Annotated in this window: 11 protein-coding genes and 1 other RNA gene; 4 read left to right on the forward strand and 8 right to left on the reverse strand. The window is 58.6% G+C overall.

The window, feature by feature from the left end:
• Positions 1-17 precede the first annotated feature (17 nt).
• Positions 18-1,451: a 6-phospho-beta-glucosidase BglA gene (gene bglA / locus VPX56_RS18725; protein ID WP_263610358.1), complete on the forward strand. Its 1,434-nt coding sequence runs from the start codon at positions 18-20 to the stop codon at positions 1,449-1,451.
• Positions 1,452-1,510: 59 nt separating this feature from the next.
• On the opposite strand, the gene VPX56_RS18730 is transcribed toward bglA, so the two are convergent.
• The 8 genes from VPX56_RS18730 to VPX56_RS18765 form a co-directional block, all read right to left on the reverse strand.
• Complete coding sequence (locus VPX56_RS18730) at positions 1,511-2,254, reverse strand: SDR family oxidoreductase (RefSeq protein WP_131633608.1); 744 nt, start codon at positions 2,252-2,254, stop codon at positions 1,511-1,513.
• Positions 2,255-2,324: 70 nt separating this feature from the next.
• Positions 2,325-5,198 carry an aminomethyl-transferring glycine dehydrogenase gene (gene gcvP / locus VPX56_RS18735; RefSeq protein WP_326468231.1) on the reverse strand — a complete coding sequence of 958 codons (2,874 nt, stop codon included), beginning with the start codon at positions 5,196-5,198 and terminating at the stop codon, positions 2,325-2,327.
• 124 nt (positions 5,199-5,322) lie between these two features.
• The gene (gene gcvH, locus VPX56_RS18740) at positions 5,323-5,712 is read right to left on the reverse strand and encodes a glycine cleavage system protein GcvH (protein ID WP_006178383.1); all 390 of its coding nucleotides are present in this window, start codon (positions 5,710-5,712) and stop codon (positions 5,323-5,325) included.
• A 23-nt stretch (positions 5,713-5,735) separates the two neighbouring features.
• On the reverse strand, positions 5,736-6,830 hold the full coding sequence (gcvT, locus tag VPX56_RS18745) for a glycine cleavage system aminomethyltransferase GcvT (RefSeq protein ID WP_131633606.1): 1,095 nt from the start codon (positions 6,828-6,830) through the stop codon (positions 5,736-5,738).
• 397 nt (positions 6,831-7,227) lie between these two features.
• Complete coding sequence (gene ubiI / locus VPX56_RS18750; RefSeq protein WP_131633605.1) at positions 7,228-8,430, reverse strand: FAD-dependent 2-octaprenylphenol hydroxylase; 1,203 nt, start codon at positions 8,428-8,430, stop codon at positions 7,228-7,230.
• Between the two features lie 12 nt (positions 8,431-8,442).
• Positions 8,443-9,621: a 2-octaprenyl-6-methoxyphenyl hydroxylase gene (gene ubiH, locus VPX56_RS18755; RefSeq protein ID WP_131633604.1), complete on the reverse strand. Its 1,179-nt coding sequence runs from the start codon at positions 9,619-9,621 to the stop codon at positions 8,443-8,445.
• Positions 9,618-10,931 carry a Xaa-Pro aminopeptidase gene (pepP, locus tag VPX56_RS18760; protein WP_326472120.1) on the reverse strand — a complete coding sequence of 438 codons (1,314 nt, stop codon included), beginning with the start codon at positions 10,929-10,931 and terminating at the stop codon, positions 9,618-9,620. The genes ubiH and pepP overlap by 4 nt, the downstream gene beginning before the upstream one ends.
• Positions 10,932-10,962: 31 nt before the next feature.
• Positions 10,963-11,541 (reverse strand): YecA/YgfB family protein, encoded by a 579-nt coding sequence (locus tag VPX56_RS18765; protein ID WP_131633603.1) that lies wholly within the window; start codon positions 11,539-11,541, stop codon positions 10,963-10,965.
• 167 nt (positions 11,542-11,708) lie between these two features.
• Between VPX56_RS18765 and zapA the strand changes: the two genes are divergently transcribed.
• From zapA to VPX56_RS18780, 3 genes are all read left to right on the forward strand, one after another.
• Positions 11,709-12,038 carry a cell division protein ZapA gene (gene zapA / locus VPX56_RS18770; RefSeq protein WP_014071673.1) on the forward strand — a complete coding sequence of 110 codons (330 nt, stop codon included), beginning with the start codon at positions 11,709-11,711 and terminating at the stop codon, positions 12,036-12,038.
• A gap of 41 nt (positions 12,039-12,079) precedes the next feature.
• A non-coding RNA gene (gene ssrS, locus VPX56_RS18775) (6S RNA) lies at positions 12,080-12,263 on the forward strand.
• Between the two features lie 24 nt (positions 12,264-12,287).
• Positions 12,288-12,884 (forward strand): 5-formyltetrahydrofolate cyclo-ligase, encoded by a 597-nt coding sequence (locus VPX56_RS18780; protein ID WP_326468238.1) that lies wholly within the window; start codon positions 12,288-12,290, stop codon positions 12,882-12,884.
• Positions 12,885-12,976: the final 92 nt, after the last annotated feature.

The raw sequence follows: 12,976 nt of genomic DNA on the forward strand, positions 1-12,976 counted from the left end.
TATTGAGATGAGCAGCGATGAAAAAATTGACCTTACCAAAAGAGTTTTTATGGGGCGGCGCGGTTGCGGCACACCAGGTTGAAGGCGGCTGGAATAAGGGTGGTAAAGGACCAAGCATTTGTGACGTCCTGACCGGCGGCGCTCACGGCGTACCGCGTGAAATCACTCAGGAAGTGATTGAAGGTAAATACTACCCAAACCACGAAGCCGTTGATTTCTACGGCCATTACAAAGAAGACATCAAGCTATTTGCCGAGATGGGCTTCAAATGCTTCCGCACCTCCATCGCCTGGACGCGCATCTTCCCGAAAGGTGACGAAACCCAGCCGAATGAAGAAGGGCTGCAGTTCTACGATGACATGTTCGACGAACTGCTGAAATACAATATCGAGCCGGTGATCACCCTCTCCCACTTTGAAATGCCGCTGCACCTGGTACAGGAATACGGTGGCTGGACCAACCGTAAAGTGGTCGATTTCTTTGTGCGTTTCTCCGAAGTGGTCTTCGAGCGCTACAAAAACAAGGTCAAATACTGGATGACCTTCAACGAAATCAATAACCAGCGTAACTGGCGCGCGCCGCTGTTCGGCTACTGCTGCTCTGGCGTGGTGTACACCGAACACGATAACCCTGAAGAGACCATGTACCAGGTGCTGCACCATCAGTTCGTTGCCAGCGCCCTGGCGGTGAAAGCCGCGCGTCGCATCAACCCGGAGATGAAAGTTGGCTGCATGCTGGCGATGGTGGCGCTCTATCCGTTCTCCTGCAAACCCGAGGACGTGATGTTTGCCCAGGAGTCCATGCGCGAACGCTATGTCTTTACCGACGTACAGCTCCGGGGTTACTACCCATCCTACGTGCTGAACGAATGGGAGCGCCGCGGCTTCTCCATCAAAATGGAGGCGGGCGACGAGCAGATCCTGCGCGAAGGCACCTGCGACTACCTGGGCTTCAGCTACTACATGACCAACGCGGTTAAGGCAGAAGGCGGTACCGGTGACGCCATTTCCGGCTTCGAAGGCAGCGTGCCGAACCCGCACGTGAAGGCCTCCGACTGGGGCTGGCAGATTGACCCGGTGGGCCTGCGCTATGCGCTGTGCGAACTGTATGAACGCTATCAGAAACCGCTATTTATCGTTGAAAACGGTTTTGGTGCCTACGATAAAGTCGAAGAAGACGGCAGCATCAACGACGACTACCGCATCGATTACCTGCGCGCGCACGTTGAAGAGATGATTAAGGCGGTGACTTACGACGGCGTGGATCTGATGGGCTATACGCCGTGGGGCTGCATCGACTGCGTCTCCTTCACCACCGGACAGTACAGCAAGCGCTACGGGTTTATCTACGTGAACAAGCACGACGACGGCACGGGCGATATGTCGCGTTCCCGCAAGAAGAGCTTTAACTGGTATAAGGAAGTGATTGCCAGCAACGGCGAGAAACTTTAACGCCGGGCGGCGCTACGATTGATCCCCTCTCCCTGTGGGAGAGGGTTAGGGTGAGGGGTTTATTTCCCACCGGCCAACTCTAAAAAACTGCCCGTGACGTACGACGCCTTCTCGCTCAGCAGCCAGACAATCGCCTGCGCCACCTCTTCCGGCTGACCGCCGCGCTGCATTGGCAGCATCGACTTAACGCGATCCACCCGCCCCGGTTCACCGCCGGACGCATGGATATCGGTATAGATTAGACCCGGACGTACGCAGTTAACCCGTATGCCCTGCCCCGCCACCTCAAGGGATAGCCCGGTGGTCAGGGAATCCACCGCACCTTTGGATGCAGCATAGTCCACGTATTCTCCCGGCGCGCCCAGGCGTGACGCGGCGGAAGAGACGTTCACTATCGCCCCACCCTTGCCGCCGTGCTTGTTAGACATGCGCTTCACCGCTTCACGACAGCAGAGGAAATAGCCCGTGACGTTGGTAGAGAGCACGCGGTTGATACGTTCAGCCGACAAATTCTCAATGGTCGATTGTTCAAACAGAATACCTGCGTTATTCACCAGCGCCGTCAGCGGCTCGCCTTCGCGATCGATGCTGTCGAACATCGCCATTACCTGCGCTTCGTCGCTGATGTCCGCGCGCACGGCAAAGGCTTTGCCGCCCGACTCGACGATCTGACTGATGACGTCCGTCGCGGCCTTAACGTTGTGATGGTAGTTCACCGCCACGGTGTAACCTTCGCGTGCCAGCTGTAGCGCGGTGGCTTTGCCAATACCGCGGCTGGCGCCGGTCACAAGTGCAATACCCATTCTCTTCTCCCAATAAAAAAGCCGGGTGGCGGCTTCGCCTTACCCGGCCTACGTTACTACATCAGCAATATTACTGGTATTCGCTCATCGGCACGCAGGAGCAGAACAGGTTACGGTCGCCGTAGACGTCATCAAGACGCTTCACGGTCGGCCAGTATTTGTTTGCCACGCCTGCCGGGAAGACCGCCAGCTCGCGGGAATAGCCGTGGTTCCACTCTGCCACCATCTCGTGCTGGGTGTGCGGGGCGTTGACCAGCGGGTTATCTTCCAGCGTCCACTCGCCGTCCTGCACGCGGTCGATCTCCATGCGGATCGCCAGCATCGCGTCGATAAAGCGGTCCAGCTCGGCTTTGCTTTCAGACTCGGTCGGCTCAACCATCAGCGTACCCGCAACCGGGAACGACATGGTTGGCGCGTGGAAGCCGTAGTCGATCAGGCGCTTGGCGATATCCAGCTCGCTGATGCCGGTCTGCTCTTTCAGCGGACGAATATCCAGAATGCACTCGTGCGCCACGCGACCGTCGCGACCGGTATAGAGCACCGGGAAGGCGGACTTCAGGCGAGTCGCAATGTAGTTGGCGTTCAGGATCGCCACCTGGCTCGCCTGCTTCAGCCCTTCCGCGCCCATCATGCGGATGTACATCCAGCTGATTGGCAGAATAGAGGCGCTGCCGAACGGTGCCGCAGAGACCGCGCCCTGACGGGTCAGCATGCCTTCAATCTGCACCACGCTGTGGCCCGGAACAAACGGTGCCAGGTGCGCCTTCACGCCGATTGGGCCCATGCCCGGGCCGCCGCCGCCGTGCGGGATGCAGAAGGTTTTGTGCAGGTTCAGGTGCGACACGTCCGCACCGATAAAGCCCGGTGAGGTAATGCCCACCTGCGCGTTCATGTTCGCGCCGTCGAGGTAAACCTGACCGCCGAACTGGTGCACCACTTCGCACACTTCACGGATGGTCTCTTCGTACACGCCGTGGGTGGACGGGTAGGTCACCATGATGCAGGAAAGCTTGTCGCCCGCCTGCTCGGCTTTCGCGCGCAGGTCGGCCAGATCGATGTTGCCGTTCTTATCGCAGGCAACCACAACCACTTCCATGCCCGCCATCTGGGCAGAGGCCGGGTTGGTACCGTGGGCGGAGCTTGGGATCAGGCAGATATCGCGGTGACCTTCGCTGCGGCTTTCGTGATAGTGGCGGATCGCCAGCAGGCCCGCGTACTCGCCCTGCGCGCCGGAGTTCGGCTGCATGCAGAGCGCGTCATAACCGGTCAGCTTCACCAGCCAGTCGGAAAGCTGGTTGATCATCATGTGATAACCTTCCGCCTGCTCTGGCGGGCAGAACGGGTGCAGCTCGGAGAACTCCGGCCAGGTGATCGGGATCATCTCTGCCGCGGCGTTCAGCTTCATGGTGCAGGAGCCCAGCGGGATCATCGCCTGGTTCAGCGCCAGATCCTTGCGCTCCAGAGAGTGCATATAGCGCATCATCTCGGTTTCGCTGTGGTAGCGGTTGAACACCGGATGCGTCAGGATCGCGTCATTGCGCAGCATGCTTTCCTGAATGGAGCGGCTGTCGAGCGCGACCTCTTTATCGAGCGTATCAATATCCAGGCCGTGCGCGTCACCCAGCAGCACGCTGAACAGGTTCAGGATATCGTCGCGGGTGGTGCTTTCGTCCAGCGTAATGCCGACGGCGTTGTGGATATCGCTGCGCAGGTTGATCTCTGCTGCATCCGCACGCGCCAGCACGGCCGCTTTGTCCGCCACGTCCACGCACAGGGTGTCGAAATAGTGCTCATGGCGAAGCTTAAGGCCTTTCTGCTGCAGGCCGCAGGCCAGAATATCGGCCAGGCGGTGAATGCGGCTGGCAATGCGCTTCAGGCCAGCCGGGCCGTGGAACACGGCGTACAGGCTGGCGATGTTCGCCAGCAGGACCTGGGAGGTACAGATGTTGGAGTTCGCTTTCTCGCGGCGGATGTGCTGCTCGCGGGTCTGCATCGCCATGCGCAGCGCGGTGTTACCGGCAGCATCTTTTGAGACGCCGATAATACGACCAGGCATGGAGCGTTTGAATTCATCTTTCGCGCCGAAGAACGCCGCGTGCGGACCGCCGTAGCCCATCGGCACGCCGAAGCGCTGCGCAGAGCCGAAGACGATATCCGCCCCCTGTTTGCCCGGTGCCGTCAGCAGCACCAGCGCCATAAAATCGGCGGCAACGCTAACAATCACCTTGCGGGACTTCAGTTCGGCAATCAGCGCGCCGTAGTCGTGTACTTCACCCGTTGTACCTACCTGCTGCAGCAGCACGCCGAAAACGTCCTGGTGATCCAGCACTTTGTCGGCATCGTCGACGATCACGTCAAAGCCGAAGGTCTCTGCGCGGGTACGCACCACGTCCAGCGTCTGGGGATGCACGTCCACCGCCACGAAGAAGCGGTTGGCATTTTTCAGCTTGCTCACGCGTTTTGCCATCGCCATCGCTTCGGCGGCGGCGGTGGCTTCATCCAGCAGCGAGGCGGAGGCGATGTCCATCCCGGTCAGATCCAGCGTCACCTGCTGGAAGTTCAGCAGCGCTTCCAGACGGCCCTGGGAGACTTCTGGCTGATACGGGGTGTAAGCGGTGTACCAGCCCGGGTTTTCCAGCATGTTGCGCAGGATAACCGGCGGCAGCTGCACGTTGGTATAGCCCATGCCAATGTAAGACTTATAGCGCTTGTTGAGGCCGGCGATGGCCTTCAGCTCCGCCAGCGCGGCGAATTCCGTGGTGGCTTCACCTACCTGCGGCGGCGTGGCAAGCTGGATGTCTTTTGGCACGATCTGGCCGATCAGTGCGTTTAATGAATCCGCGCCAACCGTCTTCAGCATCTCCTGCTGTTGCTGAGCATCCGGCCCAATGTGACGTTCAATGAAGGCGCCACGGTTTTCAAGCTGGCTTAAAGTCTGTGTCATGAGCGATGGTTCCTGAAACGTGCAGTGAATTTAAGTTCCCTCTCCCTTTGGGAGAGGGTTAGGGTGAGGGGAAGATTGGCACCCTCACCCCTGCCCTCTCCCAAAGGGAGAGGGGGATTACTGATTACTCGTCTTCCAACAGAGCTTCGTACGCGGTCGCGTCCAGCAGCGCGGCAACCTGCGCTTCGTCGCTGGCTTTGATCTTGAAGATCCAGCCGCCTTCATACGGCTCGCTGTTCACCAGCTCTGGCGAATCGCTCAGCGCGTCGTTGACGGCAACGATTTCGCCGCTCACAGGAGCGTAGATGTCAGAAGCCGCTTTTACGGACTCCGCTACGGCGCAGTCGTCGCCCGCGCTAACGGTCGTGCCCACGTCAGGCAGGTCAACAAACACCATGTCGCCCAGCAGCTCCTGCGCGTGCTCGGTGATCCCTACGGTGTAAGTGCCGTCCGCCTCTTTGCGCAGCCACTCGTGTTCTTTGCTGTATTTCAGTTCTGCTGGCACATTGCTCATTGAAGTTCTCCTGATAAAAATGATTAGGCGACCGGCTTACCGGCGCGAACAAAAATCGGTTTGGTCACGTTGACCGGCATTTCGCGATTGCGGATTTGCACCACCGCCGTGTCGCCAATGCCCGCCGGCACGCGTGCCAGTGCAATACTGTAGCCGAGCGTCGGGGAGAAGGTTCCGCTGGTGATCACGCCTTCGCGATGATTGCCGTCGGCATCGGTGAAGCGCACCGGCAGTTCGCCGCGCAGCACGCCTTTTTCCTTCATCACCAGGCCAACCAGCTGTTCAGTGCCCTTCTCACGCTGCATTTCCAGCGCTTCACGGCCAATAAAGTCGCGGTCAGCCGGTTCCCATGCGATGGTCCAGCCCATGTTGGCCGCCAGCGGGGAGACGCCTTCGTCCATCTCCTGGCCGTAGAGGTTCATGCCCGCTTCCAGACGCAGCGTATCGCGCGCGCCCAGACCCGCAGGCTTCACGCCCGCTTCCACCAGCGCACGCCAGAAATCGGCGGCCTTCTCGTTCGGCATCGCAATTTCGTAGCCCGCTTCACCCGTGTAGCCAGTGGTGGCGATAAACAGATCGCCCGCCTGCACGCCGAAGAAGGGCTTCATGCCTTCGGTTGCTTTGCGCTGCTCGTCGGTAAACAGAGACGCGGCTTTCGCCTGCGCGTTCGGCCCCTGCACGGCGATCAGCGACAGATCGTCACGAACGGTGATGTCGATGGCATAAGGTTCGGCGTGTTGGGAAATCCAGGAGAGGTCTTTTTCGCGGGTGGCGGAGTTTACGACGAGGCGGAAGAAATCTTCGGTAAAGTAATAGACGATAAGGTCATCAATCACGCCGCCCGAGGCGTTCAGCATGCCGGTATAGAGCGCTTTACCCGGCGTCTTCAGTTTGGCGACGTCATTTGCCAGCAGATAACGCAAAAACTCCCGGGTGCGGCTGCCGCGCAGATCGACAATCGTCATATGGGACACGTCGAACATACCGGCATCGGTGCGCACCGCGTGGTGCTCATCAATCTGCGAGCCGTAGTGCAGCGGCATCATCCAGCCGTGGAAGTCCACCATGCGGGCGCCGCATAACACGTGTTGTTCGTACAAAGGAGTCTGTTGAGCCATCTTGTCCTCGTTGAAAAATTCACCGTGAAACCCGGTATCGGCCTCGTTCCCGAATGCCGACGCAAACGTTCTCTTTTACCTGAACTTACCACCGAAACCGGCGGTTAACCATAAGGTAAAACGGGTCATCACATTAGCTTATGACCAAAAAACGTTGAAAAGCCTACAGAGTTATTCACTGGAAAAATGCGATTAAACCCGCACAAAATTAACAATGATCTAACAGGATTTAGCACATGGTGATATTTCGTGCGGAAAAATGGGCCGAATTTCCGTCCCTTCAAAAACACGACATTAGATTATCTAATGCGAAAAACAGCGTGGAATTAGAATATTTCAAACGAGGGAATTTCCCCGGCGCGGAGGCCGGGGAAGTAAAGTGTGACGGGGGTCTAACTTAGCGCAGCCAGTCCGGCAGGTCGTTAAGACCCATCGCCTGGCGAAGGAGCTGTGGCTTAACGCCAGGAAGCGTATCGGCCAGTTTAAGACCGATATCGCGCAGCAGTTTTTTCGCCGGATTTGCCCCGGCAAACAGCTCGCGGAAGCCCTGCATTCCCGCCAGCATCATCGCCGCGCTGTGCTTGCGGCTGCGCTCGTAGCGGCGCAGATAGAGATGCTGACCAATGTCCTTACCTTCGCGGTGCAGGCGACGCAGCTCTTCTACCAGCTCCGCCGCATCCATAAAGCCAAGGTTGACACCCTGCCCGGCCAGCGGATGAATGGTATGCGCTGCATCACCCACCAGCGCCAGACGGTGCGCGGCAAACTGACGCGCGTAGCGGCCGGTTAGCGGGAAGACCTGGCGCTCGCTTTCAAGGGTGCACAAGCCAAGGCGGTTATCAAAGGCCACGCACAGCGCCTGGTTGAAGGCGTCCGGCGTTGCTTCCTGCATCTGCTGGGCTTTTTCCGGCACCAGGGACCAGACGATAGAGCACAGGTGTGGATCGCTTAGCGGCAGGAAGGCCAGAATGCCGTCGCTATGGAAAATCTGCCGCGCCACGCCGCCGTGCGGCTCTGCTGTACGAATGGTGGCAACCATCGCGTGATGACGATAATCCCAGTAGGTCAGCGGAATATCCGCCTTGTTGCGCAGCCAGGAGTTGGCGCCATCGGCACCCACCACCAGACGCGCGGTCAGCATGTCGCCGCTTTGCAGGGTGATAAACGCCTCGTTTTCGCCCCACGCCACCTGCTGGATCTGCGCGGGCGCTACCAGCGTCACGTCGCTGCACTGCTGCGCTTTCTGCCACAGCGCGTGGTGGATCACCGCATTCTCAATGATATGGCCCAGATGGCTATAGCCCATGCTTTCGTCGTCAAAGGCAATGTGGCCAAAGCTGTCTTTGTCCCACACTTCCATGCCGTGATAGCAGCTGGCGCGCTGCGCCACGATATCCGACCAGACGCCAAGATGCGTGAGAAGTTTTTCGCTTGCCGCATTGATCGCCGACACGCGCAGTTCAGGCGGCGCATCAGGCGAGACGGGGTGCGGCGCTTTTTGCTCCAGCACGGCCACGCGCAGGCCGCTGCCCTGTAATCCACAGGCCAGCGCCAGCCCGACCATTCCGCCGCCAACGATGGCAACATCAACATTTTGCACGGTGATAACTCCTTAACGCGCGACCCAACCCAGGGTCCGCTGCGCCAGCACGTCACGTGCCGGAATGAACAGTTCCATCGCCATCAGCCCGAGGTTGCGACCTGCAACCAGCGGCGCCCAGCGATTGGCAAACAGGTGTACTAAACCATCGGTAACGCCGATCGTCGCCTCTTTATCGGCCTGACGACGCTTCTGATAATGGCTGAGAACTGAATAGGCGCCACAATCTTTTTGCTCGCCCCACGCCTGCGCCAGAGACTCGGCCAGGCTCATCACGTCACGCAGCCCAAGGTTAAAGCCTTGTCCGGCGATCGGGTGCAGCGTCTGGGCGGCATTGCCCACCAGCGCCACGCGATGGGATATGGACTGCGACGCGGTCGTTAACGATAGCGGATAAACGGCGCGTTTTCCGGCATGGGTAATGCGCCCCAGCCGCCAGCCGAAGGCTTTTTGCAGCTCGGTGCAGAAGCGTTCGTCAGACCAGGACTGCACTTCCTCGGCCTTGTCCTGCGCGTGGCACCACACCAGCGAGCAGCGCCCGTCCGACATCGGCAGCATCGCCAGCGGGCCGTGCGGCGTGAAGCGCTCAAACGCCCGGCCGTTGTGCGCTCCTGCGGTTGAGACGTTCGCAATGACCGCAACCTGTCCGTACGGCTGCTGCCGCCACTCTACGCCGCACTGGGTGCCAAGCGCAGAACGCGAACCGTCTGCCGCCACCAGAAGCTGGCCCTCAAGCGTGGTGCCATCCTCCAGCACAACGCTGACCGCCTCCTCGCTGCGGCTAAAGCTGGCGACGCGTGTCGGGCAGTGCAGCGTCACGCCTGGCGCATCCTGCAACAGCCGAAACAGGCGCAGGCCAACGTCGTGCAGCTCAACCACCTGCCCCAGCGCGTCAATACGGTAATCATGGGCATCCAGCGTCACAAACCCGGCATGGCCGCGATCGCTAACGTGCACGGTGTTAATCGCCGTGGCGCAGTCGGCAATCGCCTGCCAGATACCAATGCGTGAAAGCTGCTGACAGGTTCCCTGCGCCAGGGCAATGGCGCGCGAGTCAAAACCGGGGTGGTTCGTCGCCTGTGGCGCAACGGCTTCCACAAGATGGACCGGGAGCTGGCCTTTCGTCAGATGCGAAATCGCCAGCGCCAGCGTGGCGCCCGTCATCCCGCCGCCAACGATAATCACGCTCATGCGCGTGCCGCTGCCATCAGCGCCTCAATGTCGTCCGCCTTTTTCACCACCGATGCGGTCAGGTTTTCGTTACCGGTTTCGGTAATCACAATATCGTCTTCAATACGAATGCCAATCCCGCGGTATCGTTCCGGCACGTCGGCATCCGGCGCAATGTACAGGCCCGGCTCCACGGTTAATACCATGCCCGGCTCCAGCAGGCGTGACCGTTCAGGACCGTACGCGCCGACGTCATGAACGTCCAGCCCCAGCCAGTGGCTCAACCCGTGCATAAAGTACGGGCGATGGGCATTTTCAGTAATCAGCGCGTCAACGTCCCCTTTCAGGATGCCGAGCTTCACCAGACCGGAAATCATGATGCGCACCACGTCGCTGGTTACGTCCTGAATCGAGGTGCCCGGGCGGAACAGCGTGAGCGCCGTTTCCAGAGATTCCAGCACGATGTCGTAAATCTCACGCTGTGCAGGCGAGAATTTACCGTTCACCGGGAAGGTACGGGTAATGTCGCCCGCGTAGCCAAGGTATTCGCAGCCCGCGTCGATCAACACCAGATCGCCGTCGCGCAGTGCGCTTTCGTTTTCGGTGTAGTGCAGAATGCAGCCGTTCTCCCCGCCGCCAACAATGGTGTTGTAGGACGGGAAGCGCGCGCCGTGGCGGTTGAACTCATGCTGAATTTCGCCTTCAAGCTGATATTCAAACATCCCCGGACGGCATTTCTCCATCGCGCGGGTATGGGCCAGGGCGCTGATTTCACCGGCGCGGCGCATCACCGCAAGCTCTTCTTCAGACTTGAAGAGGCGCATCTCATGCACCATCGGACGCCAGTCCGTCAGCGTGGCGGGCGCAGAGAGGTTCTGCCGCGATCCTTTACGCAGCTTGTCCAACGCGGTGAAGACAATCTCATCGGCGTACGCATATTCGCCCTGCGCGTGGTAGAGCACGTCCAGGCCGTTAAGCAGCTGATAAAGCTGCTGATTGATTTCGCTAAACGCGAGGGCACGATCCACGCCGAGTTTCTCGGGCGCGGCCTCTTGCCCCAAGCGGCGGCCGAACCAGATTTCGGCGGTTAAATCGCGTACGCGGTTGAAAATCACGCTGTGATTGTGGGTGTCATTGCTCTTAATCAGCACCAGCACCGCTTCCGGCTCGTTAAAGCCGGTGAAGTACCAGAAATCGCTGCTCTGTCGATAGGGGTATTCGCTGTCGGCGCTGCGCGTCACTTCGGGCGCGGCAAAAATCAGCGCGGCGCTTCCTGGCTGCATATTGGCTAACAGCGCCTGTCGGCGGCGAGAATACTCTTGATTCGAGATAACCATGACACCCTCCTGTGCGTTATTTTTCTTAATGTAAGGTTGGCTTGCGGACTTCCGGCGCGGTCGGCTGCGAGCGCGTAAAGTTGTCGTGGCACAGCAGCGCCGCAACGCGCACGTACTCGATGATCTCTTCGAGAGACATTTCCAGCTCTTCCTGGTCTTCATCTTCGTCGTAGCCCAGCTGCGCGATGTTACGCAGATCGTCGATCGCTTCACCCGCTTCGCCGGTCACTTTATCGAGTTTAGGCTGCGTGACGCCCAGCCCCAGCAGGTAGTGATTTACCCAGCCCGCGAGCGCGTCGGCACGATCGAAAACGCTAACGTCGTCGCCTTCAGGCAGATAAAGCTGAAAAAGGAAGCCATCGTCTTCCAGAGAATCGCTGGTCGCGGCATGCATTTTACGCAGCGCCTCCGCCAGCTCGTGACCAAATGCCAGCCCTTCATTCGTCAGGTCGTGAAGCAGCGGCTGCCATGAGCTGTCGCTGTTTCCGCCGCACAGCATGCCACTGATCAGACCGTGCATTTCGGCAGGGGTTAAACCCACTCCCTGCTGGTTCAGTAACTGGTTTAAATCCTTGTAACCAGGCATTTCGTTCTGTTTAGACATGAGCATTCGTCATCAAAGGGGAAAGATTCATGATATGCTACCACTTTGGACCCTGGTGATACCAGAAAAGGGCTTGTATCTTCACATCAGGGTAGCTATAGTGTCGCCCCTTCGCAGCCCCCGGGGCAGTAAGCGAAGGCAGCGCAGTCAATCAGCAGGAAGGTGGCATGTCTGCACAACCCGTCGATCTCCAGATTTTTGGTCGTTCACTGCGAGTGAATTGTCCACCTGAACAAAGGGATGCTTTGAATCAGGCTGCGGACGATTTGAATCAGCGGTTGCAAGATCTAAAAGAACGCACTAGAGTCACAAATACTGAGCAGCTGGTTTTCATCGCCGCGTTGAACATCAGCTATGAACTGACTCAGGAAAAGGCGAAGACCCGCGACTATGCGGCAAGCATGGAGCAGCGCATTAAAATGCTCCAGCAGACCATTGAACAGGCGTTGCTTGATCAGGGTCGCACTCCAGAAAGACCGGGACCAAAGTTTGAATAACACTTCTCAGTTGACTATGGTAGAGTAACTGGGAAGACAAAATTTCTCTGAGATGTTCGCAAGCGGGCCAGTCCCCTGAGCCGATATTTCATACCACAAGAATGTGGCGCTCCATGGTTGGTGAGCATGCTCGGTTCGTCCGAGAAGCCTTAAAACTATGACGACACATTCACCTTGAACCAAGGGTTCAAGGGTTACAGCCTGCGGCGGCATCTCGGAGATTCCCTCTCTCTTCTTCTACCGACTACCATGACCCAATTCCCTGAAGTTTCTCTTTCTCGCCAGGACGTCCGTAAATTTATTCGTCATCGCCGTCGAGCCTTAACGCCCGAGCAGCAGGCAGAATTCGCCCAACAGGCTGCTGCACGTATGATGGCGTACCCGCCCGTTGTGCTGGCGCATACCATCGCCCTGTTTCTCTCGTTTGACGGCGAACTGGACACGCAGCCGCTTATCGAGCAGCTCTGGCGCGCCGGGAAAAAGATTTACCTTCCGGTCCTGCACCCGTTTAGCAAGGGCAATCTCCTGTTTCTGCACTACCATCCGCACAGCGAGCTGGTGGTGAATCGTCTGAAAATCACCGAGCCGAAGCTCGACGTGCGCGACGTGCTGCCGCTGTCACAGCTGGACGTGCTGATTACGCCGCTGGTGGCGTTTGATGAACAAGGGCAGCGCCTGGGAATGGGCGGTGGTTTTTACGACAGAACGCTGCAAAACTGGCAGCAGTACGGCCTGCAGCCCGTGGGTTATGCGCATGATTGTCAGGCAGTAGAAGCCTTGCCGGTGGAGAAGTGGGATATTCCTCTGCCGGCGGTGGTGACGCCCAGCAAAATCTGGGTCTGGTAGGATAAAGCCGGGTGGCGGCTACGCCTTACCCGGCCTACATAAATCCTCAAACATTGTAGGTCGGGTAAGCGTAAGCGCCACCCGACACCACA

The organism is Enterobacter wuhouensis, assembly GCF_035835995.1.
Taxonomy (GTDB): Bacteria; Pseudomonadota; Gammaproteobacteria; order Enterobacterales; family Enterobacteriaceae; genus Enterobacter; species Enterobacter wuhouensis.

Bases quoted from the DNA above. Each gene is read 5' to 3' on its own strand.
- gcvH (WP_006178383.1), bottom strand. From the start codon at position 5,712: ATGAGCAATGTGCCAGCAGAACTGAAATACAGCAAAGAACACGAGTGG.
- gcvT (WP_131633606.1), bottom strand. From the start codon at position 6,830: ATGGCTCAACAGACTCCTTTGTACGAACAACACGTGTTATGCGGCGCC.
- gcvP (WP_326468231.1), bottom strand. From the start codon at position 5,198: ATGACACAGACTTTAAGCCAGCTTGAAAACCGTGGCGCCTTCATTGAA.
- bglA (WP_263610358.1), top strand. From the start codon at position 18: ATGAAAAAATTGACCTTACCAAAAGAGTTTTTATGGGGCGGCGCGGTT.
- ubiH (WP_131633604.1), bottom strand. From the start codon at position 9,621: ATGAGCGTGATTATCGTTGGCGGCGGGATGACGGGCGCCACGCTGGCG.
- zapA (WP_014071673.1), top strand. From the start codon at position 11,709: ATGTCTGCACAACCCGTCGATCTCCAGATTTTTGGTCGTTCACTGCGA.
- VPX56_RS18730 (WP_131633608.1), bottom strand. From the start codon at position 2,254: ATGGGTATTGCACTTGTGACCGGCGCCAGCCGCGGTATTGGCAAAGCC.
- VPX56_RS18780 (WP_326468238.1), top strand. From the start codon at position 12,288: ATGACCCAATTCCCTGAAGTTTCTCTTTCTCGCCAGGACGTCCGTAAA.
- VPX56_RS18765 (WP_131633603.1), bottom strand. From the start codon at position 11,541: ATGTCTAAACAGAACGAAATGCCTGGTTACAAGGATTTAAACCAGTTA.